The sequence below is a fragment of the Burkholderia sp. Bp8991 genome (assembly GCF_003853795.1).
GTDB lineage: Bacteria > Pseudomonadota > Gammaproteobacteria > Burkholderiales > Burkholderiaceae > Burkholderia.
This window is the reverse complement of the sequence record NZ_QTQJ01000014.1, coordinates 1-24622: the sequence shown is the minus strand read 5'-3', so window position 1 is coordinate 24622 and position 24622 is coordinate 1. Positions and strand designations below refer to the sequence as shown.

Annotated in this window: 21 protein-coding genes and 1 pseudogene; 13 read left to right on the top strand and 9 right to left on the bottom strand. The window is 67.9% G+C overall.

Annotated features, from left to right (window positions below):
• Positions 1-214 precede the first annotated feature (214 nt).
• The 4 genes from DIE02_RS17500 to DIE02_RS17485 all read left to right on the top strand — a co-directional run bounded on the left by DIE02_RS17500 (position 215) and on the right by DIE02_RS17485 (position 5949).
• Positions 215-970 (top strand): flagellar brake protein, encoded by a 756-nt coding sequence (locus tag DIE02_RS17500; RefSeq protein WP_124486646.1) that lies wholly within the window; start codon positions 215-217, stop codon positions 968-970.
• Positions 971-1162: 192 nt separating this feature from the next.
• Positions 1163-3145, top strand: a complete 1983-nt coding sequence (gene flgK, locus DIE02_RS17495; RefSeq protein WP_124486645.1) for a flagellar hook-associated protein FlgK — start codon at positions 1163-1165, stop codon at positions 3143-3145.
• 23 nt (positions 3146-3168) lie between these two features.
• Entirely contained in the window at positions 3169-4407 is a 1239-nt protein-coding gene (gene flgL / locus DIE02_RS17490) for a flagellar hook-associated protein FlgL (protein WP_124486644.1), read from the top strand.
• 234 nt (positions 4408-4641) lie between these two features.
• Complete coding sequence (locus DIE02_RS17485; RefSeq protein ID WP_124486643.1) at positions 4642-5949, top strand: solute carrier family 23 protein; 1308 nt, start codon at positions 4642-4644, stop codon at positions 5947-5949.
• Between the two features lie 627 nt (positions 5950-6576).
• Here the strand turns inward: DIE02_RS17485 and DIE02_RS17480 are convergent.
• A complete protein-coding gene (locus tag DIE02_RS17480; RefSeq protein WP_124486642.1) occupies positions 6577-7461 on the bottom strand; it encodes a transcriptional regulator GcvA in 885 nt (294 codons plus the stop codon).
• Positions 7462-7557: 96 nt separating this feature from the next.
• Here DIE02_RS17480 and DIE02_RS17475 point away from each other — a divergent pair, with 96 nt between their 5' ends.
• The 9 genes from DIE02_RS17475 to DIE02_RS17435 all read left to right on the top strand — a co-directional run bounded on the left by DIE02_RS17475 (position 7558) and on the right by DIE02_RS17435 (position 15541).
• The gene (locus DIE02_RS17475) at positions 7558-8172 is read left to right on the top strand and encodes a chromate transporter (RefSeq protein ID WP_124486641.1); all 615 of its coding nucleotides are present in this window, start codon (positions 7558-7560) and stop codon (positions 8170-8172) included.
• The gene (locus DIE02_RS17470) at positions 8169-8696 is read left to right on the top strand and encodes a chromate transporter (RefSeq protein WP_044847886.1); all 528 of its coding nucleotides are present in this window, start codon (positions 8169-8171) and stop codon (positions 8694-8696) included. The genes DIE02_RS17475 and DIE02_RS17470 overlap by 4 nt, the downstream gene beginning before the upstream one ends.
• Positions 8697-8754: 58 nt before the next feature.
• Positions 8755-9555: a YoaK family protein gene (locus tag DIE02_RS17465; protein WP_124520520.1), complete on the top strand. Its 801-nt coding sequence runs from the start codon at positions 8755-8757 to the stop codon at positions 9553-9555.
• A gap of 360 nt (positions 9556-9915) precedes the next feature.
• Positions 9916-11037, top strand: coding sequence for a porin (locus DIE02_RS17460; RefSeq protein ID WP_044847888.1), 1122 nt, complete (start codon positions 9916-9918; stop codon positions 11035-11037).
• A gap of 375 nt (positions 11038-11412) precedes the next feature.
• Positions 11413-11637, top strand: coding sequence for a hypothetical protein (locus DIE02_RS17455; RefSeq protein ID WP_014895816.1), 225 nt, complete (start codon positions 11413-11415; stop codon positions 11635-11637).
• A 244-nt stretch (positions 11638-11881) separates the two neighbouring features.
• Positions 11882-13237 carry a glutathione-disulfide reductase gene (gor, locus tag DIE02_RS17450; protein ID WP_124486640.1) on the top strand — a complete coding sequence of 452 codons (1356 nt, stop codon included), beginning with the start codon at positions 11882-11884 and terminating at the stop codon, positions 13235-13237.
• Between the two features lie 451 nt (positions 13238-13688).
• Positions 13689-14360: a CsgG/HfaB family protein gene (locus DIE02_RS17445; protein ID WP_185500359.1), complete on the top strand. Its 672-nt coding sequence runs from the start codon at positions 13689-13691 to the stop codon at positions 14358-14360.
• Between the two features lie 55 nt (positions 14361-14415).
• On the top strand, positions 14416-14856 hold the full coding sequence (locus DIE02_RS17440) for a DUF4810 domain-containing protein (protein WP_044847890.1): 441 nt from the start codon (positions 14416-14418) through the stop codon (positions 14854-14856).
• A 10-nt stretch (positions 14857-14866) separates the two neighbouring features.
• Positions 14867-15541, top strand: a complete 675-nt coding sequence (locus DIE02_RS17435; RefSeq protein ID WP_044847891.1) for a DUF799 domain-containing protein — start codon at positions 14867-14869, stop codon at positions 15539-15541.
• Between the two features lie 148 nt (positions 15542-15689).
• Here DIE02_RS17435 and DIE02_RS17430 read toward each other — a convergent pair whose 3' ends face one another.
• From DIE02_RS17430 to DIE02_RS17395, 8 genes and pseudogenes are all read right to left on the bottom strand, one after another.
• Positions 15690-16991, bottom strand: coding sequence for an FAD-binding oxidoreductase (locus DIE02_RS17430; RefSeq protein WP_124486639.1), 1302 nt, complete (start codon positions 16989-16991; stop codon positions 15690-15692).
• Positions 16992-17016: 25 nt separating this feature from the next.
• Positions 17017-18321 (bottom strand): FAD-binding oxidoreductase, encoded by a 1305-nt coding sequence (locus DIE02_RS17425; protein WP_124486638.1) that lies wholly within the window; start codon positions 18319-18321, stop codon positions 17017-17019.
• Positions 18322-18433: 112 nt separating this feature from the next.
• Positions 18434-20008 (bottom strand): DUF3138 family protein, encoded by a 1575-nt coding sequence (locus tag DIE02_RS17420; protein ID WP_124486637.1) that lies wholly within the window; start codon positions 20006-20008, stop codon positions 18434-18436.
• Positions 20009-20110: 102 nt separating this feature from the next.
• Positions 20111-20950 (bottom strand): ABC transporter permease subunit, encoded by an 840-nt coding sequence (locus tag DIE02_RS17415; RefSeq protein WP_044847895.1) that lies wholly within the window; start codon positions 20948-20950, stop codon positions 20111-20113.
• The gene (locus DIE02_RS17410; protein WP_124486636.1) at positions 20947-21933 is read right to left on the bottom strand and encodes an ABC transporter permease subunit; all 987 of its coding nucleotides are present in this window, start codon (positions 21931-21933) and stop codon (positions 20947-20949) included. Before DIE02_RS17410 ends, DIE02_RS17415 begins: the two co-directional genes overlap by 4 nt.
• A 10-nt stretch (positions 21934-21943) precedes the next feature.
• The gene (locus DIE02_RS17405; RefSeq protein ID WP_124486635.1) at positions 21944-23098 is read right to left on the bottom strand and encodes an ABC transporter ATP-binding protein; all 1155 of its coding nucleotides are present in this window, start codon (positions 23096-23098) and stop codon (positions 21944-21946) included.
• A 188-nt stretch (positions 23099-23286) separates the two neighbouring features.
• On the bottom strand, positions 23287-24402 hold the full coding sequence (locus DIE02_RS17400) for a polyamine ABC transporter substrate-binding protein (protein WP_124529594.1): 1116 nt from the start codon (positions 24400-24402) through the stop codon (positions 23287-23289).
• A 62-nt stretch (positions 24403-24464) separates the two neighbouring features.
• Positions 24465-24622, bottom strand: a pseudogene (locus DIE02_RS17395) (aspartate aminotransferase family protein); the annotation flags it as partial.

Below are 24622 nucleotides of genomic sequence, written 5' to 3'. Positions count from 1 at the left end.
CCCCGCCTGCCGCCGTTTTTACAATCTTACGAACCGTGCCCGGCATCCCGCCGCGCGCGGTTTTCAACGTTTGCGCGAAAAATACCGGCGTTTCGATCTAAACTTTCGGTGAGCACTGCCGCTAAGTGTGAGAGACCTGTAACCGGGCCATGTTCTGGCCCGGTTTTACTGCGCACCGGTCGCCCGGGCGCCCTGAAAAGAAAACCGGCTAGCCATGAATATCGAAACGTCGACCGATCCGAGCCTGGATGCGGGCCATTCCGGGCCCGACTACGCCCGCCGCAATCCGCTGGAGATCGGCGTGCAGCTGCGCAACCTCGTGAACCGGGGCGACTTCCTGACCGTCCAGTACCCGGGCGGCCAGCTCGTCACGCGCCTGCTCGAGGTCGACGTCGGCGCGCGCACGTTCACGTTCGACTGGGGCGCGCTGTCCGAGCAGAACGCCGGCATCCTCGGCGCGTCGCATTGCACCTTCGCGGCCGCGCCGGAAGGCGTGCGCGTCGAATTCACCACGAACACGCCGCGCGAGACGCGCTACGAGGGGCTGCCCGCGTTCGTCGCCGATTTCCCCGACGTGCTGATGTGCATCCAGCGCCGCGAGTATTTCCGCGTCGATGCACCGATCGTCGATCCGTTCCTGTGCCGCGGCCGGTTGCCGGACGGCGAGGGCTTCATGTTCGAGGTGCATAACCTGTCGCTCGGCGGCGTCGGCCTGCGGACCGCCGACGAGCGCGTCGAGACGCTCGATGTCGGCACGCTGCTGCCGGGCGTGGAGCTCGAGCTGAACGGCCACGGCAAGCTGTCGCTCGACCTGCAGCTCGTGTCGCAGCGTTCGACCCAGATGCCGAACGGCTCGCGCCGCTACCAGCTCGGCTTTCGCTTCATGTCGCTGCCGGGCAGCGCGGAGAACACGCTGCAGCGCCTGATCACGCAGCTCGAGATGAAGCGCCGCTCGCTCGCGCGGGCCTGACGCATCCGCTCGCGGCCCGGTTCGGGGCCGCTCTCGCACCGGCGCCGGCAGCGTGCGCCGGGCCGCTCGCCGGACGACGCGCATGCGCGCGTCGCGCGCGCATTTTTCCCTCAATTTTTCCGATCCGCGGCCGTTATACCGGGAGTCACGCAACCCGGCGGCCGCAGCGCGGCCGGCTCATCAGGATCGCGCATGTCCAACTCACTCATGAACCTCGGTGTCAGCGGCCTCAATGCCGCGCTCTGGGGCCTCACGACGACCGGCCAGAACATCAGCAACGCCGCGACGCCCGGCTATTCGGTCGAGCGCCCGGTCTATGCCGAGGCGAGCGGTCAGTACACGGCGAGCGGCTACATGCCGCAGGGCGTGAATACCGTCACCGTGCAGCGGCAGTACAGCCAGTACCTGAGCGACCAGCTGAACAGCGCGCAGTCGCAGGGCGGCTCGCTGTCGACGTGGTATTCGCTCGTCGCGCAGCTGAACAATTACGTCGGCAGCCCGACGACCGGCATCTCGACCGGGATCACGGGCTATTTCACCGGGCTGCAGAACGTCGCGAACAACGCGTCCGATCCGTCGGTGCGGCAGACCGCGGTCAGCAACGCGCAGATCCTCGCGAACCAGCTCAACGCGGCCGGCCAGCAGTACGACGCGCTGCGCCAGAGCGTGAATACGCAGCTCACCGACACCGTGTCGCAGATCAACACGTACACCAAGCAGATCGCGCAGCTGAACCAGCAGATCTCGGCAGCGAGCAGCCAGGGGCAGCCGCCGAACCAGCTGATGGACCAGCGCGACCTCGCGGTGTCGAACCTGTCGAGTCTCGCCGGCGTGCAGGTGGTGCGCAACGACAGCGGCTACAGCGTGTTCCTCGCGGGCGGCCAGCCGCTCGTTCTTGCCGACAAGAGTTACCAGCTCGCGACCGTCACGTCGTCGTCCGATCCGAGCGAGCTGACCGTCGTGTCGCAGGGGATCGCCGGCGCGAACCCGCCGGGGCCGAACCAGGCGCTGCCCGATGCGTCGCTGTCGGGCGGCACGCTCGGCGGCCTGCTCGCGTTCCGCAGCCAGACGCTCGACCCCGCGCAGGCGCAGCTCGGCGCGCTCGCGACCAGCTTCGCCGCGCAGGTCAACGGGCAGAACGCGCTCGGCGTCGACCTGGCGGGCAATCCGGGCGGCAACCTGTTCACGGTGGCGAACCCGACCGTCTATTCGAACCAGGGCAATACCGGCAACGCGGCGCTGTCCGTCTCGTTCGCCAACGCGTCGCAGCCTACGACGAGCGACTACACGCTGTCGTTTGACGGCACGAACTACACGCTGACCGACCGCGCGAGCGGGTCGGTGGTCGACCAGAAGGCGGGGCCGATGCCGGTCTCGCTCGGCGGGCTGAACTTCTCGTTCTCGTCCGGCGCGATGAATGCCGGCGACCAGTTCACCGTGCTGCCGACGCGCGGCGCGCTGACGGGCTTCGGCCTCGCGACGACGAGCGGCTCGGCGATCGCGGCCGCGTCGCCGGCCGTCACGTCGGCGTCGAGCACCAACATCGGCACCGCCAAGATCGCGCTGAGCGGGGTGACCTCCGGCTATCAGGTGCCGTCGACCAAGCTGACCTACGACGCGGCGACGCAGTCGCTGTCGGGCTTCCCGGCCGGTACCACGGTGACGATCCCGGGCACGCCGCCGACGTCGGTGACGATCAGCAATCCGACCGACCCCGTGCCGTACGACCCGTCGACCGGCGCGGCGATGACGATGTCGGGCACGGCCGCCGGTGCGCTGAACGGCGTGACCGTCACGCTGTCGGGCACGCCGTCGGACGGCGATTCGTTCACGATCGGGCCGTACGCGGGCGGCACGAGCGACGGCAGCAACGCGCTCGCGCTGTCGCGGCTCGTCAACGCGAAGACCCTCGGCGGCGGCACGACGACGCTTACGGGCGCCTACGCGAACTATGTGAACAACATCGGCAACGCGGCGAGCCAGCTCAAGTCGTCGAGTACCGCACAGACGGCGCTGGTCGGCCAGATCACGTCCGCGCAGCAGTCGGTGTCGGGCGTGAACCAGAACGAGGAAGCCGCGAACCTGATGCAGTACCAGCAGCTCTACCAGGCGAACGCGAAGGTGATCCAGACGGCGGCTTCGCTGTTCCAGACCGTGCTGGGCCTGTTCAGCTGAGCGGATTCGAGAGGATAGAAACGATGCGGATTTCCACGACCCAGTTCTACCAGCTGAACGTCGGCCAGATGAACGATCAGCAGGCCCAGCTCGCGCAGCTCTACCAGCAGATCTCGAGCGGCGTGAGCCTGTCGACGCCGGCCGACAACCCGTTGGGCGCGGCGCAGGCCGTGCAGCTGTCGATGACGTCGGCCACGCTGTCGCAATACGCGGCGAACCAGAGCACGGCGCTCGCGTCGCTGCAGGCCGAGGACCAGGCGCTGCAGAGCGTCGGCAACGTACTCGGCAGCGTCCAGTCGTTGATCGTGCGCGCCGGCGACGGCTCGCTCGCCGACAATAACCGCGCGGCGCTCGCGGCGCAGCTCGAGGGCTACCGCGACCAGCTGGTGTCGCTCGCGAACTCGACCGACGGCGCGGGCAACTACCTGTTCGCCGGCTACCAGAATTCGACGGCGCCGTTCACGAAGGACGCCGCCGGCAGCATCAGCTATGTCGGCGATACGGGCACGCGCACCGTGCAGATCGACGATTCGCGCAGCGTGCCGCAGGGCGACTCGGGCCTGTCGGTGTTCATGTCGGTGCAGGCGCTGGGCAACTCGCCCGTCCAGGCGGCCGGCGCGGCCAACACCGGCACGGCCACCATCGGCAACGTCACGGTGACGGATCCGTCGGCTGCGACCAACGGCCATCAGTTCACGATCACCTTCGGCGGCACCGCGGCCGCGCCGACCTACACGGTGACCGACAACTCGATTTCACCCCCGACTCCCGGGCCCGCGCAGGCCTATACGTCGGGCACCGCGATCGCGCTCGGCAACGGGATGAAGGTCGCCGTGTCGGGCACGCCGTCGCCCACCGACACCTTTTCGGTCACGCCCGCGCCGCAGGCGAGCGGGGTCGACGTGTTCTCGACGCTCGATTCGATGATCACGGCGTTGAAGACGCCGATCAGCGGCAATCCGACGGCGACCGCCGCGCTGTCGAACACGCTGAGCACGGCCGCGACGAAGATCGGCAACTCGATGCGCAACGTCACGACCGTGCTGGCTTCGGTCGGCGGCCGCGAGCAGGAGGTCAAGGCGATGCAGACCGTCAACCAGACCGCGGCGCTGCAGACGACCAGCAACCTGTCGGACCTGACGAGCGCCAACATGGTCACGACCATCAGCCAGTACCTGCAGGTGCAGAACGCGCTGAGCGGCGCGCAGAAGGCCTACGCGCAACTGCAGAACATGTCGCTGTTCCAGTACATCAATCCGTGATCCGCGTGGCATCCGCTGCGATGTGAGCGCCCGCTTACATCGCGCGGTGCGCCGGCCGGCCGCCGCCGATGCGGTCGCGCAGCGCCGATTCTCCCGCCGATGCCCGCCGGGCAGCCACGGCCGCCGCCCCGGCGGTTCGCGCTTGCCAGCCCCATTTCCGCTCCGTAAACTCGCGCCAGATTCCAGACCGGCGCACTGTCCCGCAGCCGGCGTACGACAGGAGCCCTTTTCCCCATGTCCGATTCCTACTTCCCGCGCTGGCGGGTGCAACCGACCGGCGCGGTCTCGCGCGTGGTCGGCCCCGACGAACGCCTCGCGTGGCCGCAGATGGTCGCGATGGGCGTGCAGCACGTCGTCGCGATGTTCGGCTCGACCGTGCTCGCACCGCTGCTGATGGGCTTCGACCCGAACCTGTGCATCTTCATGTCGGGTATCGGCACGCTGCTGTTCTTCGTGCTGGTCGGCGGCCGCGTGCCGAGCTACCTCGGCTCGAGCTTCGCGTTCATCGGCCTCGTGATCGCGGTGACGGGCTACGGCGGCAGCGGCCCGAACCCGAACATCCCGGTCGCGCTCGGCGGGATCGTCGCGTGCGGCGTCGTGTACGTCGCGCTCGGCGCGCTGGTGCAGGCCATCGGCACGCGCTGGATCGAGACGCTGATGCCGCCCGTCGTCACCGGCGCGGTGGTCGCGGTGATCGGGCTGAACCTCGCGCCGATCGCGGTCAAGGGCGTGTCGGCATCGACCTTCGACTCGGTGATGGCGCTCGTCACGGTGCTGTGCGTCGGCGGCGTCGCGGTGTTCGCGCGCGGGATGATGCAGCGCCTGCTGATCCTCGTCGGGCTGGTGATCGCCTACGTGATCTATGCGATCGCGACCAACGGGATGGGCCTCGGCAAGCCGGTCGATTTCGCGATCGTCGCGCAGGCCGCGTGGTTCGGCGTGCCGAGCTTCCGCGCGCCGGTGTTCGATCCGCACGCGATGCTGATGCTCGCGCCGGTCGCGGTGATCCTGGTCGCGGAGAACCTCGGCCACATCAAGGCCGTCAGCGCGATGACGGGCACCAACCTCGACCGCTACGTCGGCCGTGCGTTCATCGGCGACGGGCTCGCGACGATCGTGTCGGGCAGCGTCGGCGGCACCGGCGTGACCACCTATGCGGAGAACATCGGCGTGATGGCCGTCACGCGGATCTATTCGACGCTCGTGTTCGCGGTCGCCGCGCTGATCGCGATCGGGCTGGGCTTCTCGCCGAAGTTCGGCGCGGTGATCCAGACGATTCCGGGCCCGGTGCTCGGCGGCGTGTCGATCGTCGTGTTCGGGCTGATCGCGGTGACGGGCGCGCGGATCTGGGTCGTCAACAAGGTCGACTTCTCCGACAACCGCAACCTGATCGTCGCGGCCGTCACGCTGGTGCTCGGCGCCGGCGACTTCTCGCTGAAGATCGGCGGCTTCGGGCTCGGCGGGATCGGCACCGCGACGTTCGGCGCGATCATCCTGTACGCGATCCTGCGCAAGGAAAAGGAGCCGGGGCCGGTGGTGTGAGCCGCGGCGCCGGCGGCAATGCCCGCGCGAACGGCGCGCATGGTCGTCGTAGCGCGCGGGCTGCGGATTTCGATTACCGGATCACGGTGTCGTGACGTCGTGTGCTGGCGTGGACCGTGTTGGCACAGCGGATCTCGACGGTGCGAAGTCGTGCCGTCGGCATCAGCGGATGCGCAACAGCAGCAGTGATGCAGGACAGCAACCGTGTGACGGCCGATATGAGTTTCGACATGATTTCCCCCGACCCGCTGGATGAATGTTTGTCACCTGCATCGGGTCGTTCGCCCGTGCAGGTTTCGTGGTCTGCACGGCTCCCTCAGCAAGCAACGGGCCAGCACGCGGACTTCCGCGCAAACGGGGGCTCGGCGGGGGCCGCGTGACGCCGGTGCAAGGCGGCGCACGCGAAAATGTTTCAGCGCTGAAACGCGCGGCGGCGGGCCGGTCGGCCGCATGCCAAGCCTGACGTCCGGTGGCGGGAGCGACGAGGAAACGCAGGGGCGCGCGACATCGATTCCGCAGGGGAATCGCGGGCGTTGCGCGCGGATCGGTTTCATTCCTGCAACGCGGACGGGGACGTGAGGTGGCACGCCGCGTCGTTTTGATCGGGTATCGGCGACGCGGCGCGCGTCATCCGTTCGCATTCCCCAGCGCTTCCAGCCACGCGCAGAACTGCGCGACCAGCGGATCGTCGGCCGGCGTGCCCGGCGCGATCCACCAGTAGCTGCGTGTCGCGATGCGCGGCCCGTCGAGCGGCATCACCAGACGCCCGCTCGCGAGCTCGTCGTCGATCAGCGGCAGCGGGCCGAGCGCGACGCCCAGCCCGTCGACGGCCGCCTGCAGCGCCAGGTAGAAGTGGTCGAACGACTGCCGCTTGCGCCCCTTCATCGTCACGCCGGCCGCCGCGAACCAGTCGCGCCAGCCTTCCGGCCGCGTGTCCGAATGCAGCAGCACGTGCCGCGCGAGATCGTCCGCGCGGGTGATCGGCGCGCGCTTGAGCAGCGCGGGGCTGCAGACCGGAATCACGCTTTCGTCGAGGAAGTGGCCGCTCGTGCAGTTCGGCCAGTGGCCGGGGCCGCGGCGGATCGCGACGTCGAAACCGTCGAGCGCATCGAGCGGCGCGTTCGACGTGGACAGCTTCAGCTCAACGTTCGGCACGTCGCGCTGGAACCGCGACAGGCGCGGCAGCAGCCATTTCATCGCGAAGGTCGGCAGCGCATTGATGCGCAGCACGCGCGCGGCCCCGGTGTTGCGCAGCTGCTCGGTGGCGAGCGCGATGCTGTCGAACGCGGCGCGGACGGTATCCAGATAGCGGCGGCCTTCGTCGGTGAGCTTCACGCGCTTGCCGTAGCGGTGGAACACCGGCTTGCCGAGCCACGCCTCGAACCCGGCGATCTGCCGGCTGATGGCACCATGAGTCACATGCAGCTCGTCGCCGGCGGCGCTGAAGCTTTCATGTCGCGCCGCTGCTTCAAAGGCCCGAAGCGCGGAAAAGGGCGGGAGATCGCGTGCCATGCTTGTGATTCTAGATCACAAGGACGCGCCGATAAAATCGTTTTGCCGGCGTGCCGCACGGCGGTAACCTCGGGGCATCGTTTGATGAGGAGCCCCATGCAATCCGTTTCTCCGTCGCCTGCCGCGCATCCACGCCGTGTCGGCCTCGCCGAGCTGTTCACCGGCTTCCTGTCGCTCGGCCTGATGTCGTTCGGCGGCGCGCTGCCGTTCGCGCGGCGCACGATCGTCGACGACCGCAAATGGCTCACCGCCGACGAATTCACCGATCTGCTCGGGCTGTGCCAGTTCCTGCCGGGCGGCAACGTGATCAACCTGTCGGTCGCCGTCGGCATGCGCTTTCGCGGCGTCGCGGGCGCGTTCGCCGGCATTCTCGGGCTGATCGCGGGCCCGACGCTCGTGGTCGTCGGGCTCGGTGTGCTGTATGCGAAGACGCAGGGCGATCCGCGCGTGCAGCACCTGTTCGGCGGGCTCGCCGCCGCGGCCGCCGGCCTGCTCGTCGCGATGGCCGTGAAGGTCGCGAAGCCGCTGCTGCACGCGCCGCGCACCGCGGCCGGCATCGCGGCCCTCGCATTCGCCGCGATCGCGGTGCTGCGCATCCCGCTCCTGAGCGCGATGCTGGTATTGACGCCCGTGAGCATCTGGCTCGCGTCGCGGCGCCGCGAGGCGTCGGCACCGCAGCGCGCCGCCGTGCGCGACGGAGGCCGGTCATGAACGACACGCTGATCGCGATCGCGACGATCTTCAGCCAGCTGTCGCTGCTCGCATTCGGCGGCGGCAACACGATCCTGCCGGAGATGCAGCGGCAGGTCGTCGACGTGCACCACTGGATGAGCGCGCACGCGTTCACCGCGCTGTTCGCGCTCGCGCAGGCCGCGCCGGGGCCGAACATGATGATCGTGCCGCTGGTCGGCTGGCATGTGGCCGGCTGGGCCGGGCTGCTGGTCGCATCGATCGCGAAGTTCGGGCCGTCGTCGATCGTCACGGTGCTCGCGCTGCACGCGTGGGAACGCTTTCGCGACCGGCCGTGGCGCCGCTACGTGCAACAGGGGCTGATGCCGGTCACGGCCGGGCTCGTCGCGGCCAGCGCGGTGCTGATCTCGGAAGCGTCGAACCGCACCGCGATCCAGTGGGGCATCACCGCCGCATGCGCGGTGCTCGCGTGGCGCACGCGCATCCATCCGCTGTGGCTGCTCGCGGCCGGCGCGCTGATCGGGCTCACCGGCATCGGCCAGTGAGCGGCGCACAACCGGCCTCCCGTGCGCGATACTGGCGCGACTCTTCACGGGAGGCCTGATGGATCTCGACGGCGCCAGCCGCAATCTCACCGTCGCCGCGCTGCTCACGCTGTCCGGCGGCTATCTCGACGCGTACACGTACGTCGGTCACGGCCACGTGTTCGCGAACACGATGACCGGCAACGTCGCGCTGCTCGGCATCAACGTGTCGGCCGGCGAATGGGCGGCCGCGCTGCATCACGTGCCGCCGCTCGGCGGTTTCGTGGTCGCGGTGTTCGTCGCGCACCTGCTCGGTCTCGCCGCGCAGCGCGGCTGGATGCGGCACACCGCGTTCGCGAGCCTGATCGTCGAGATCGCGTTTCTCGGCGTCGCCGCGAGCGGGCTCGTCGGCGCGTCGAGCGCGTGGCTGATTCCCGGAATCTCGTTCGTCGCGACGCTGCAGACACTGTCGTTTACTCATCTCGAGGAACTGTCGTACACGTCGGTGATGACGACCGGCAACCTGCGGCGCGCCGCGCAGAAGCTGTTCGTCGGGCTGATTCCCCGTTACGACGCGGGCGCGCTGCACGATTCGGCGCTGCTCGCGACGATCAGCTTCTGCTTCCTGGCCGGCGCGGTGGTCGGCGGCCTCGTGACGCGGCTCGTGCCGGACGTCGCGCTGTGGGGCGCCGTGTTGCTGCTCGCCGGTGCGTTCGCGGAGATCGTGCGCCGGGCGCGGCGGCGCGCGGGCGGTGGGCGTGACAGTGGCGATGGGGCGGCCGGCAACGGGGGCGCCGAAGTTCGCGGCAGCAACGGCAGCAACGGCAGCAACGGCAGCAACGGCAGCAACCCCGACGGCGGGACGCCGCGGCCGGCCTGACGCGCGCAGGGCCGCCGCCATGCGGCCCGCCGGTCCGCCGCGCGACCGAATCACCGGCTCATTGCGGCACCATCCGCCACGCTGCCCCAGCGCAAACCGGTTGCTCCGGCCGCGCCTTACAGCGCCAGCCTTCGTCCCGCCATCGCCGCGACCCGCATCCGTCGCGCGACAGGCAAGCCCGGCGCGGGAAACGTTGTTCCAGGGCGACAATCGCGCGCGACCGCGCGTTTCAATTTCTTTCGGCGTGCGCACTGGTCTTATGATTCAGCCCACATCGCGCGCGCCATGAGCGTCCGCGATCGCCACCCGGCTGCGCACGCGGCCGGCCATGAATGGAGACACCTACAAAAAGGAAAGCTCATGAAGCAGACCACCCGGCTCGCAGCCATCGCAGGGGGCGCGGTGCTGGCCTTCGCCAGCCAGTACGCAGCAGCACAAAGCTCGGTCACGCTGTGGGGCGTCGCCGACGTCAGCGTTCGCTACCTGACCAACGCGAACGCCAAGAACGACGGCCTGCTGTCGATGTCCAACGGCGCGATCACCAACAGCCGCTTCGGCATCTACGGCACGGAAGACCTCGGCAGCGGCCTGAAGGCCGTGTTCAAGCTCGAAAGCGGCGTGAACCTGCAGAACGGCGCATTCGCCGACAGCGGCCGCCTGTTCAACCGTGCGGCATACGTCGGCCTGGACAGCCCGTACGGCACGGTGACCCTCGGCCGCCAGAAGACGCCGCTGTTCGACCTGCTGTCGGACACCTACGATCCGCTGACGGTCGGCAACTACCTCGAAAATGCATGGCTGCCGGTCGCACTCGGCGGCGGCCTGTATGCGGACAACCAGATCAAGTACACGGGCACGTTCGCGGGCCTGACCGCGAAGGCGATGTACTCGACGGGCACCAACTACGAATCGACCGGCGCCGGCGGCTTCTCGGGCCAGATCCCGGGCTCGCTCGGCAAGGGCAACGCATGGGGCGTGTCGCTGTCGTACGTGACGGGCCCGCTCAGCATCGCGGCCGGCGCGCAGCAGAACAGCGACAACTCCGCACGCAAGCAGACGATCTACCACGCGAACGTCGTGTATGCGTTCAGCAAGGCGAAGATCTATGCGGGCTACCTGCGCTCGAAGGACGACACCGGTTTCGTCGACAGCCTGCTCGCGCAGCAGTCGATTCCGGTCGCGAAGGGCACGGGCCGGATCGACGACGGTCCGTTCGCGGGCGTGAGCTGGCAGGTCAGCACGCCGCTGACGCTGACGGGCGCGTTCTACTACGACCACATGCGCAACGCGATGACCGCCAACGGCACGCTCGCGAGCGGAAACCGCTACGCGATCGTCGGCATCGCCGAATACGCGCTCAGCAAGCGCACGGAAGTCTACGGCACGGTCGACTTCAACAAGACGAACGGCGCGGCGAACGTCGAGCTGCCGGGTCGCAGCAACCAGACCGGCATCGCGATCGGCCTGCGCAATATCTTCTGACGAAAATCGTCAACGCGTGCGCCGGCCCCGGTTCGGCGCGCATCGAAGAGGCTCCAGGAAGGAGCCTCTTTTTTTTCGCCACGCGCCTTCCTGCGCGCAGACGACCATTCAGCGATTGCTCCATCGGGAACACGCCGCCCGTAAGGGTTCCGTCGGCATTCCAGAACATACTTTGACAGTGCGCGCGAAGCGATTCCGCTACGCTGCGTGCAGGGTCCGCCGCGTGCCGCAACGCACGCGCGGGCGTCGTTCCGGCGCGCGTTTCGCGTGCGGCCGGCCTGGTGCGTAACTTGTGTATCCGGTGATGACAAACACGGTCCGCCGGTTTTTTTTCGTGGGACGATGCGCTCACGAATTTCTTGAAAGGGGATGACGATGGGTATCCTGAACACCGTGGGTGAAATCGCTGGCGCAGTGGCAGCCGTCGAGGCGGCGGAGAAGGTCGATCCGGATGCGGGCCTGCTGACCAAGGCGGCGGCGGCCGTCGCCGGCTTCAAGGGCGCCGAGGCGATCGAAGGCATGCTCGAGAAGAAGGAAGAGCAGCCGCAGCAGGCAGACGATACGCAGGCGACGGACGGCAGCGACACGTCGCAGGCCTGAGCAAGGCGGCTGGTCCCGCCGCGGGTGCGCCGTTCGCGCATCCGGGCGGACCGGTGCCGCGCGGCCGGCAGGCCGGGCATGTGGTCGATCGGTGACGCATGGCACACCCGGCAGCCGGTTTGACCGGCGAGAGGCAACGTCTCTCGCCGTTTTTTATGGCGCGCGCGTCCTGCGGCGCCACGTTCCGCACGAATTCCCGAATCTTGCTATCGTGCCGTCATCCGAACTGCGATGAGGGCTTGCGATGGATTTCGACTACGACCTGTTCGTCATCGGGGCCGGCTCCGGCGGCGTGAGGCTCGCCCGGATGGCGGCGTCATACGGCGCGCGCGTCGGCATAGCGGAACAGGAGCAGATCGGCGGCACCTGCGTGCTGCGCGGCTGCATCCCGAAGAAGCTGCTCGTCTACGCGTCGCACTATCCGCACGAACTCGACGATGCGAAGGGCTTCGGCTGGACCTTCGGCGCCGGCACGCTCGACTGGTCCGCGCTGATCGCCGCGAAGGATCGCGAGATCAACCGGCTCAGCGACATCTACATCGACCTGCTGCGGCAATCCGGCGTCGCGATGCACGCAGGACGCGCGACCCTCGTCGACGCGCATACGGTCGCGATCGGCGAGCGCCCCATCCGCGCGCGCCACATCGCGATCGCGACCGGCTCGCGGCCGGCGCTGCCGCACCGTCCCGGCATCGAGCATGCGATCACGTCGCGCGAGGCGCTGTCGCTCCCGGCGTGCCCCAAGCGCATCGCGGTGGTCGGCGGCGGCTATATTGCGGTCGAGTTCGCCGGCATCTTCAACGGCTTCGGCAGCCAGGTCGATCTGTTCTATCGCGGCGAGAAGATCCTGCGCGGCTTCGACGACGACGTGCGCCAGTTCCTCACCGACGAAATGACGAAGCAGGGCGTCGCGATCCACGCGCGCGCGGTGGTCGAATCGATCGCGCGCGCGGACGACGGCACGCTCTCCGTGCAGGTCGGCGACGCGCAGCACGGGCCGTACGACGCGGTGCTCTATGCGACCGGCCGCGTGCCGAACGTCGAAGGGCTCGGCCTCGAGCGCGCGGGCGTCATGCTCGACGCGCGCGGCGCGATCGCGGTCGATGCGTATTCGGCGACGTCGGTGCCTTCGATCCATGCGCTCGGCGACGTCACGTCGCGGCCGCAGCTCACGCCGGTGGCGACCCGCGACGGCGCGCTGCTCGCGCGCACGCTGTTCGGCGGCGCGCGCGTCGCGGCCGATCACGATTACGTCCCGTCGGCCGTGTTCAGCCAGCCGGAGGTCGCGACGGTCGGCCTGACCGAGGCCGATGCGCGTCGCGTGCACGGTGACGTCGACATCTACCGCACGTCCTTCAAGGCGCTGCGCCACACGCTGTCGGGCCGCAACGAGCGCACGCTGATGAAGCTGGTGGTCGCGCGCGACAGCCAGCGCGTGATCGGCGCGCACATGGTCGGCCGCGACGCGGGCGAGATCATCCAGGGCATCGCGATCGCGATTCGCGCGGGCGCGACGAAGGCGCAATTCGACGACACGATCGGCATTCACCCGACCGCGGCCGAGGAGTTCGTGACGATGCGGCAGAAGGTGGCCGACTGACCGCCAGCGGCGCGCCGGCTCGCGGGCCGGCGCGGGCGTCCCGCGCACGCTCCGCCGGCGTGTGACGTACCACGGATTCGCGGCGATTTGTAAAGATCGTCAATTCTTCTAAAGAAATCCCGTCTCGACAATCAGACTTGGTATGATCGGCCAAAATCATATACGGGGCCGATCATGCGCGATCAACAGCGCAGTAACCAGAATCACGCGGTAGCCGGCGCAAGCGGGGTCGTCGATCCATGCGCCGCGCGTTCGCGTCTCGCCGCAACATGTCCGTTGCGCGCACTTTCCCTTCGCATGCCGCCATCTCCATCGCCGTCCGGGCGATGAAGTCGCGCGCGCGCCGATGCGCGCCCCGGCCGCTTCGATCATCGCATCGACCGCCGGTTTGTCGGCAAGCCGGCGAGCCCGTTCCGGGCAATCTTTTCACGTAAGGAGACCCGCAGTGAACATTCAGACACGACGCACCGTTCTCGTGGCGGCGGCGCTCGTCGCGGCGCTGTCCGGCTGCGCGACCGAATCGTCGCGCACGCTCGACGTGCCGGCCGTGAGCAGCGCGCAGAAACCGTATGCGGGCAAGCCCGTCGCGATCGCGGTCGGCAAGTTCGACAACCGCTCGAGCTACATGCGCGGCATCTTCTCGGACGGCATCGACCGCCTCGGCGGACAGGCGAAGACGATCCTCGTCACGCGGCTGCAGCAGAGCCGCCGTTTCAACGTGCTCGATCGCGAGAACCTCGACGAGATCAAGCAGGAAGCCGGCTTCATGAAGAAGGCGCAGGCGGTGAAGGGCGCGAACTACGTCGTGACCGGCGACGTGACCGAGTTCGGCCGCAAGGACGTCGGCGATCACCAGCTGTTCGGCATTCTCGGCCGCGGCAAGACGCAGGTCGCGTATGCGAAGGTCAACCTGAACATCGTCGACACGACGACGTCGGAAGTCGTCGCGTCGAGCCAGGGCGCGGGCGAGTTCAGCCTGTCGAACCGCGAAGTGATCGGCTTCGGCGGCACGGCCGGTTACGACTCGACGCTCAACGGCAAGGTGCTGGACCTCGCGATCCAGGAAGCCGTGAATCATCTCGTCGACCAGGTCGACGCCGGCACGCTGAAGGCACCGCAATAGGCGCCGTGCGCAGTACGGGGCGACGAATCATTCACCAACCAGAAGAGACAAGACCATGAAACGGGGAATCTGGCTGCCGGCGACGGCGGCCGTCATGCTGCTCGCGGGCTGCGCGGCGCCGACCACGCCGCCGCTCTATCAATGGAACGGCTATCAGCCGCAGGTGTACGAATACTTCAAGGGGCAGAAGTCCCCGCAGGAGCAGATCGACGCGCTCGAAAAGGCGCTGCAGGAGATTCGCGCGAAGGGCAAGACGCCGCCGCCGGGCTTCCATGCACATCTCGGGATGCTCTACGCGAGCGTCGGCAGCGAACAGCAGGCCGGGCAGGAATTCCAGGCCGAGAAGGCGCTCTTTCCGGAATCCGCGTCGTTCATGGATTTCCTGATGAAGAAGAAAGCCGGCGACGCGAAGGCCGCGAAGGCCGCGAATCCGTCGGCCGCCGGCCAGACGATCGCCGGCCAGAAGAATGCCGATCCGACTCCCGCCAAACAGTGACGTGCCTGCCATGATCAAGACACTTTCATTCAAGCTGCTGTCCGTGCTGTCGATCGTCGCGCTGTTGAGCGCGTGCGCGCAGCCCGTCAAACGCCCCGACTACACGGCCTTCAAGAAGAGCCAGCCGCGCTCGATCCTCGTGCTGCCGCCGCTCAACGAGACGACCGATGTCGGCGCGACCTACGGTGTGCTGTCGCAGATGACGCAGCCGCTGGCCGAGTCGGGCTACTACGTGGTACCGGTCGCGGTGATGGACGAGACGTTCAAGCAGAACGGCCTCACGAACGCCGCGGAAATCCAGGGCACGTCGCCGGCGAAGCTGCGCGAAATCTTCGGCGCGGACGCCGCGCTGTACGCGAAGATCACGCAATACGGATCCGTCTACCAGGTGGTGGACAGCACGACGGTGGTCGCGGCGTCGGCGAAGCTCGTCGACCTGAAGACCGGCGACGTGCTGTGGCAGGGCGAGGGCCGTGCGACCGGCAAGGAAGTCGGCAACAACATGAGCGTCAACGCGTTCGGGGTCGTCGGGATGCTGGTGCAGGCGGCCGTCAAGCAGGTCGCGCATTCGCTGACCGACGAAGCGCACGATGTGGCCGGTTTGACGAGCAGCAGGCTGCTGTCCGCGGGGCCGCCGAACGGGCTGCTGTACGGGCCGCGTTCGCCGAAGTACGGGACCGACTGACCGGCGCGCGGACCTCGGCTTCGGCGCGTCGGGCAGGCAAGGTCGCCTGCATGCCGTGCCGAAGCCGCGAGATTCGATGAAACGGCCGCGCTTGCGCGGCCGTTTTGCGTGGCCGGTACGTCGCGTGCGTCGTGCCGTGCGCCGCCGCTCAATGCATGCCGAACGCGTCGAGCAGCCGGTACCAGCTCATCGCGAGCACCAGCGCCGGCGTGCGCAGCGTCGCGCCGCCGGGGAAGTCGCGATGCCGGATCTTGCCGAACAGGTCGAAGCGGCTCGCCTGGCCGTCGATCGCCTCGGCGATCAGCTTGCCCGCGAGCGCGGTCGTGTTCACGCCGTGCCCCGAGAAACCCTGCGCGAAATACAGCGTCGGCGCGACGCGCCCGAAGTGCGGCGCGCGGTTCATCGTGATGTCGACGAAGCCGCCCCATGCGTAGTCGATCTTCACGTCCGCGAGCTGCGGGAACGTCTTCAGCATGTCCGCGCGCATCGCGTCGGCGAGATTGCGCGGCGGCCGCGTCGAATAGCTGACCTTGCCGCCCCACACGAGCCGCGTGTCGGGCGCCGGCCGGAAATAGTCGAGCACGAAGCGGCTGTCGCAGATCGCCGCGCGCGCGGGCATCAGCGCGGCGGCGCGCGCCGCGCCGAGCGGCTCGGTCGCGATCACGTAGGTGCCGACCGGCATGATCTTCTTCGACAGCGCGGGCGCGAGCGTGCCGACGTACGTGTTGCACGCGAGCACCACGAAGCGCGCGCGCACCTGCCCCTGGCCGGTCTCGACGACGTGGCCGCCCGACACGTCGCGCACGCGCGTCACGCAGCTGTCCTCGTGGATCCGCACGCCCGCGTCGGCGGCCGCGCGCGCGAGCCCGAGCGTGTAGTTCAGCGGATGCAGGTGGCCGCTGTCGGGGTCGTACAGGCCGCCGCGATAGCGCGCCGATTGCACGTAGTCGCCGAGTTCGTCCGCTTCGACGAAATGAAAGCGGTCGTAACCGAAGCGCTTCGCGGCCTCGTCGCGCCAGCGCTTCAGCGCATCCGCGTCGCGCTCGGTGTTCGCGGCGGTCAGGTAGCCGGGCACGAGCGCGCAGTCGATGTCGTGCTTCGCGATGCGCGACTTCACGAGCGACAGCGTTTCGAGCCCCATGTCCCAGATCCGCTTCACGTCGCCTTCCGGCATGAAGTTGCCGAACGTGTCGATGTCGCATGCAAAGCCGCCGATCAACTGGCCGCCGTTGCGCCCGCTCGCTGCCCATCCGACCCGCGACGCCTCGAGCACGGTCACCGAATGGCCGCGCTCGGCGAGGTTGAGCGCGGCGGACAAGCCGGTGAAGCCCGCGCCGATCACGCACACGTCGGCGTCGGTCGCGCCGGCGAGCGGCGCATGGCGGGTCGTATCGTTGGCGGTCGCCGCGTAGTACGACGCGACGTGCGGCTGGTTGGCGAATGTCTGCATGTTCAGGAAAACGAATGAAGGGGGTTCAGAACAGCTCGCGCACGCGGTGGTACAGCATCCCGAGTTCGAGCGCGGGCTGCCGCCATGCGTCGCCGCCGGGAAAGCGCCGGTGGCGCAGCTGTGCGAACAGGTCGAACGCGCGCGTGTCGCCCGCGATCGCGCCGGCGATCGCACGTCCGGCGATGCCGGTCAGCGCGACGCCGTGCCCGCTGAAGCCCTGGACGTAGAAGAAGTTCGGATCGAGCGCGCCGAAGTCCGGCGCGCGGTTGCGCGTGACGTCGACGAAGCCGCCCCACGCGTGGTCGACGCGCACGTCGGCGAGCTGCGGGAACACGCCGACCATGCGCTGCCGGATCGTGTCGGCGAGCGTGTCGGGCGACGCGCCCGCGGAGTTCGCACGGCCGCCGAACAGCATCCGGTGGTCGGCCGACAGCCGGAAGTAGTCGAGGAAGAAGTTGTTGTCGCACACGGCTTCGCGCTGCGCGATCAGCGCGTCGGCGCGCGCGCGGCCGAGCGGTTCGGTTGCGATGATGTACGACGCGACCGGCGCGATGCGCGCGGCGGTCGCGGCCGGCAGGATGCCGCCGGGGCCCGCGTTGCAGCACGACACGACGAAGCGGCAGCGCACCTCGCCCGACGGCGTGCGCACCACCGGCCGGGCGCCGCGCACGACGTCGAGCGCGGGCGTGTGCGCGTGGAGCGCGACGCCTTCGCGGCGCGCGGCCTCGGCGAGGCCGAGGCAATACTTGAGCGGATGCAGGTGGCCCGACAGCGGATCGTAGACGCCCGCCAGATAGCGGGACGACGCGATGCGCGCGCGGATCGCGTCGGTGTCGAGCCACGACAGCGACGGATGGCCCCAGCGCGAACTCGCGGCATCCATCCAGGCGCGCAGGTCGCCGATGCGGCGCGGCTTCGTCGCGACCGTCAGGTAGCCGCGCGTGAAGTCGCAGTCGATTCCATGGCGCGCGATCCGCTCGGCGATCAGCGCGACGCCGTCGAGCGACAGCGACCACGCGGCACGCGCACCGGCGGCGCCGAGCTGCTTCTCGATCACCTCGTCTTTCGCGAAGCCCGTGATCGCCTGTCCGCCGTTGCGGCCCGATGCGCCCCAGCCGGGCCGATGCGCATCGATCACGGCGACCGACAGCCCGCGCGCACGGCAATCGAGCGCCGTCGACAGGCCCGCGAAGCCCGCGCCGATCACGCACACGTCGACGTCGATCGCTTCCTCGAGCACGGGGTCGTCGGCCACGGGGCGCGTGGCGGTTGCTTCGTAGTACGAGTCGCGCGCGAGCGCGTCGGCGCGGCGGGTGAAAGACTGCGTCATCAAACCGACTCCGTCGAAGACGGCCGGCGCCGGTGCGCGACGCACCGCGATCCGGCCGGGTGAAACGATGCGGGACGCCATGCGCGCGGCAGGGCGTCCCGCGCGGCCCGCATCAGAACGAATAGATGAACTGCGTCGCGAGCAGGTCGTTGGACTTGCCGTACGAACCGTCGTTGCGCAGGAACACCTTGTTGTTCGCCCAGTCGTGCCGGTATTCGACCTTCACGGTGATCTGCTGGGTCGGATAGAACAGCAGGTCGAGTGCGACGTCCTGGCGCACCGCGCCCTTGCACTCGAAGCCCAGGCCGCCGCCGGCCTTCGACTGCGCGAGACAGTCCGCGTCGACGCCGAAGCCGTTGCTCGGATCCATCCCGTTGCCGTTCAGCGCGATACCGCCGCCGCCGCCGCCGTTCTTCGAGTTGGCGAGCAGGTCGTAGCGCAGCGTCACGCCCATGCGGCCGACCACCGGCGCGTTGAACTTGCGGTGCGCGAGCAGCGACAGGCCGTACCACTGCGCGAGCCCGCCGTTGAACGCCGCATGCTGCTGCCGGCCGTAGTCGACTTCGGCGTTGTACTGAATGTCGGCGAGCGTGTAGGTCGCGTCGAGTTCGCCGAAGAAGAACGAACCGTAGGCGCTCGGTGCCGCGCCGCCCGGGCCGTAGTGGACGTTGCCCTGGTCGTCGATCGCGCTCGCCAGCGTCTGCCGCCCGATGTTGAACGAACCGCCGATGTCGAGCGCGCTCGACCACGTGTAGTCCGCGCGCGCGGTGAAGGTCGGCACCTTGTTGCTGGTGGAGATCGGGTCGCCGAGCGCGTTGGTGCCCGTCTGCGTGACCGAACCGTACGTGCGGTACTGCTCGTTGCCGAGGAAGAACTTCCACGCCCAGGCGCCCTTCGTGTAGTTCGCGCCGACACCGACGTAGCTGCCCGGATCCGAGAAATCGTACAGCAGGTTGTGCGTGAGCGTGAGCATCTGGTTCGACTGCTGCACCTCGTAGCCGCCGAAGCTCGGGATCAAGCCGGCGACCAGCGTCGTCTCGGCGGTGATCGGCACGTTGACGACCGCGGTGTTCAGCAGGTTGTCGGTGATCGAGCCGCGCGAGTTCTGCAGCAGCGTGATGCCGTTGCCGCGGTTCGGCATCAGCGTGATCTCCGCCGACGGCGCCATCGGGCCGACGCCGAAGGTCTTCTTGATGTCGAGGTAGAGATCGCCGAACGTGCTGTTGAAGTAGTTGTACGCGTTCTCGTGGTTCGCGAACAGGAACGACGACGTGCCGGCCGCGCGGTTGTAGATGTAGGTCGGGTCGATGTAGCCGGTGACCGACAGGCCCGCGAGCGGCCCGGTGTTGGCCGCGTCCGTCAGCGAGTCGACCTTCAGCTGCTGGTTCGCGATCTGCTGCTTCATTTCACTGACTTCGTCGTTGGTCAGCGTGGCTTGAGCCTTGCCGTAGTCCGGCGAGGACGGGTCGGCGGCCACGATCACCGGCTTAGCCGAGGTCGTCGCGCCGGCCTGCGCGACCGGGGTGCCGCCCGGCTTCGCGGCGAGTTGCGCCTGCATTGCCTTCATCTGCTTCTGCAGCGCGGCGACCTGCGCCTGCAGTGCCTTGATTTCGGCGGAGGTCGAGTCGGCCAGCGCGATGCCGGGCAACGCGCCGGCCACCAGCAGGCAGATCAGTTTCTTCTTCATTGCGGATTCTCCTTGTCGTGCGCTTGGTCAATCTGTGATCGGCCCGCGCGCCGCTTCTCGCGGCGCGCGGGTCTTGTTATCGATGAAAAGGGAAGCGGGGCATCAGGCCGCCGCGAACGCCGCCTTCATGTCGGCCACCCGGCGCCGTTCGCGCGCGATCATCATCTGGTTCACGACGATCACGCCGATCGTCACCGCGGTGATGAACAGCGTCGCCAGTGCGTTCATTTCCGGGTTCAGCCCGAGCCGCACGCGCGAGAACACCACCAGCGGCAGCGTGGTCGAGCCCGGCCCCGACAGGAACGCCGACAGCACCAGGTCGTCGATCGACAGCGTGAACGACAGCAGCCAGCCCGACAGCAGCGCCTGCGAGATCAGCGGCAACGTCACCACGAAGAACACCTTCAGCGGCGTCGCACCCAGGTCGAGCGCGGCTTCCTCCAGCGACTTGTTCATCTCCTTCACGCGCGACTGCACGATGATCGCCACGTACGACACGCACAGCATCACGTGGCCGATCCAGATCGTCACCATCCCGCGGCCCTTCGGCCAGCCGAACATCTGCTCCAGCGCCACGAACAGCAGCAGCAGCGAGATCCCCTGGATCACCTCCGGAATCACCAGCGGCGCGTTGATCATCCCCGTGTACAGCGTGAAGCCCTTGAAGCGGCCGAAGCGCGCGAGCACGAAGCCCGCCCACGTGCCGATCACGACCGACGCGGTGGCCGTCAGGAGGCCGATCTTCAGCGACAGCCACGCGGCGGTGAGCAGCTCGTCGTCTTGCCACAGCGCCGCGTACCACTTCAGTGAGAAGCCCGACCACACCGTCACCAGCTTCGACTCGTTGAACGAGTACACGACCAGGCTGATGATCGGGATGTACAGGAACAGGAAGCCGAAGGCGAGGACGCCCGTCGACAGCGGTTTGCTCGGCTTGATCATTTCGCGTCCTCCAGTTCCTTGACCTGGTAGTACTGGAACAGCGCCATCGGCACCAGCAACAGCAGCACCATCGCGACCGTCACCGCGGACGCCATCGGCCAGTCCATGTTGTTGAAGAATTCATCCCACATCACGCGGCCGATCATCAGCGTGTCGGCGCCGCCGAGCAGTTCCGGAATCACGTACTCGCCGACTGCCGGGATGAACACCAGCAGGCTGCCGGCGATGATCCCGTTCTTCGACAGCGGCAGCGTGATGCGCGTGAACGCGACCCACGGCTTCGCGCCGAGGTCGTAGGCGGCCTCGAGCAGCGTGAGGTCCATCTTCACGAGGTGCGCGTAGAGCGGCATCACCATGAACGGCAGGTACGAATAGACCATCCCGATGTAGACGCCCGCGTCGCTGTGATAGAGGCGCAGCGGGGTGTGGATGATGCCGAGCGCGATCAGCGTGTGGTTCAGGAGGCCGTCATCCTTCAGGATCCCGATCCATGCGTACACGCGGATCAGGAACGACGTCCAGAACGGCAGCATCACGGCCATCATCAGCACGTTGCGCCGGCCCGGCTCCGAGCGTGCGATGTAGTACGCCATCGGGAATCCGATCAGCAGGCACAGCAGCGTCGACACGGCGGCCATCTTCAGCGAGCTGAGATAGGTTGCGATGTACAGGTCGTCCTGCAGCAGGAACGCGTAGTGCGACAGCTGCAGCGCGAAGTGCACGACGCCGTCCTTGATCTCGACGAGCGACGTGTACGGCGGGATCCCCATCACCTGGTCGGCGAAGCTGATCTTGAACACCAGCACGAACGGCAGCGCGAAGAAGATCACGAGCCACAGGAACGGCACGCCGATCGCGACGCCGCGGCCGGACGGCAGGAAGCGCGACAGCGCGGCGAAGCGGCTGCGGCGCTTCGAAGCCTGTGTCGTTGCGGCGGCACCGGTCGAAACCGGCGCGGACGGAGTGGAGGCGGAAGTTCTCATCATGTCGTCCTCACTGCGTCAGCACGACGCCGCTGGCCGGCGACCACGACACGAACACGTCGTCGTTCCACGCCGGCGCGCTGTCGTGCATCAGGTGCGAACTCGACAGGTTCGACACGACCGTCTTGCCGCTCGGCAAACGCACGTGATACAGCGAGTAGGCGCCCATGTACGCGATGTCGGTCACCACGCCGCGCGCCCAGTTGTGATGCGAGCCCGGCTTCTCGCGCGATACGTGCACGCGCTCCGGCCGCACCGAGATGCCGACCGGCATCCCGAGCGGGCCGGTCACGCCGTGGCTCACGTACATGCGTGCCTCGAGGTCGTCGCTTTCGACGAAGATGTGATCGGGTTCGTCCTCGACCACGCGGCCTTCGAACAGGTTCGTCGAGCCGATGAACTCGGCCGAGAAGCGGCTGTTCGGGTATTCGTACACTTCGCCCGGCGTGCCGATCTGCACGATCTTGCCTTCGCTCATCACCGCGAGGCGGCTCGCCATCGTCATCGCCTCTTCCTGGTCGTGCGTGACCATCACGCAGGTCACGTCGACCTTCTCGATGATGTTCACCAGTTCGAGCTGGGTCTTCTGGCGGATCTTCTTGTCGAGCGCGGACATCGGCTCGTCGAGCAGCAGCAGCTTCGGGCGCTTCACCAGCGAGCGCGCGAGCGCGACGCGCTGCTGCTGGCCGCCGGACAGCTGGTGCGGCTTGCGCTTCGCGTACTTGCTCATCTGCACCAGCGCGAGCGCGTCGGCCACGCGTTCCTTGATCTCGTTTTTCGGCGTGCCTTCCTGCTTCAGCCCGAACGCGACGTTCGACTCGACCGACATGTGCGGGAACAGCGCATACGACTGGAACATCATGTTGACCGGGCGGCGGTACGGCGGCAGCGACGCGAGGTCCTCGCCGTCGACGAAGATCTTGCCGGAGGTCGCCGTCTCGAGCCCGGCGAGCATGCGCAACAGCGTCGACTTGCCGCAGCCGGAGCTGCCGAGCAGCGCGAACAGCTCGTTCTTCGCGATCGTCAGGTTCACGTTGTCGACGGCCGTGCTGTCGCCGAACTTCTTCACGACGTTTTCGATGCGCACGAACGCATCGTTCTTCGTGCGGGCCGCGGCGGCCGGTTGGGTGTGGCGTGCGGCAGCGGAAGAGGGTATCGATTGCATGGGAGTCACCATTCGTTCTTCACGGATTGCAGGCGTGAGCGTTCCCGCGCGAGGCGTACAACGCGACTCGCGGACAACGGCTCGTGCCGGATGGAACAGCGCGCGGTGCGCGCGGGCGGACGAAGCGTCCGCGGATCTCTGGCGGGCAGGCGTTCAGCCGATGCCTGCGCCGCCGTGATGGTTCGTGATCAGTGGCCCGTCTTCAGCTGCGCCCACAGACGGTTCTCGAGGCGCAGGATGTCGGCCGGCATCGGCTTCATCAGCACCATCTTCTTCAGCACGTCCTCGGGCGGATAGACGGTCGGATCCTGCGCGACGGCCGGCGTGACGAACGGGTGCGCGGCCTTGTTCGCGGTCGGGTAGAACACCGTGTTGGTGATCGCCGCATTGACCTTCGGGTCGGACACGTAGTTGATCCACTTCAGCGCGGCCTCGGGGTGCGGTGCATCCTTCGGGATCACCATCACGTCGAACCACAGCAGGCCGCCTTCCTTCGGGTTCGAGAACTTGATGTCGTACGGGCGCTTCGCCTCCGACGAGCGGCGGTGCGCGATGCCGACGTCGCCCGACCAGCCGAGCACGGCGCACACGTCGTTGTTCGCGAGGTCGTTGATGTAGCCGGACGAGTTGAACTGGGTGATGTACGGGCGGACTTTCTTCAGGACTTCGAACGCAGCCTGGTAGTCGCCGGGGTTCTTGCTGTTCGGATCCTTGCCCATGTACTGCAGCGTGGCCGCGAACACGTCGACGGCCTGGTCGAGGAACGACACGCCGCAGCTCTTCAGCTTTTCCATGTTGGCCGGGTCGAACACCAGCGCCCAGCTGTCGACGGGCGCCTTGTCGCCGAGCGCCTTCTTCACCGCCTGCGCGTTGTAGCCGATGCCGTCGGTGCCGTAGGCCCAGGGAACGCCGTACTGGTTGCCCGGATCGGCGTCCGAGATCATCTTCATCAGCAGCGGGTCGAGGTTCGCGAGGTTCGGGATCTTCGACTTGTCGAGCTTCTGGTACACGCCGGCCTGGATCTGCTTGGCCATGTAGTTCGAGGTCGGCACGACGATGTCGTAGCCCGAGCTGCCCGCCAGCAGCTTCGCCTGCAGCGTGTCGTCGCTGTCGTAGTTGTCGTACTTGACGTGGATGCCCGTCTGCTTCTGGAAGTTCGGGATCGTGTCGGGTGCGATGTAGTCGGACCAGTTGTAGACGTTCAGCTCGTCGGCATGCGCCGACGGGCTGGCGACCGACGTGAACGCGGCCACCGCGGCAAGGGCCGCGATGGAACAGGCTTGGCGAAGAAAGCAGGCACGCATGGTGGAATTCCCCTGGGTTATGGCGGCGCGCGGCACCCGCCGCACGCCTGTAGGCAAAGTCGTTACGAAAGGCCCAGTTGCTGGGCGGTCGCATCGACGGCCTTCTTCGCCTTCGATACGAGTTCATCGATTTCCTGACGCGAAATCACGAGCGGCGGCGACAGCAGCATCCGGTCGCCGGTCGCGCGCATGATCAGGTTGCCGTTGAAGCAGAAGTCGC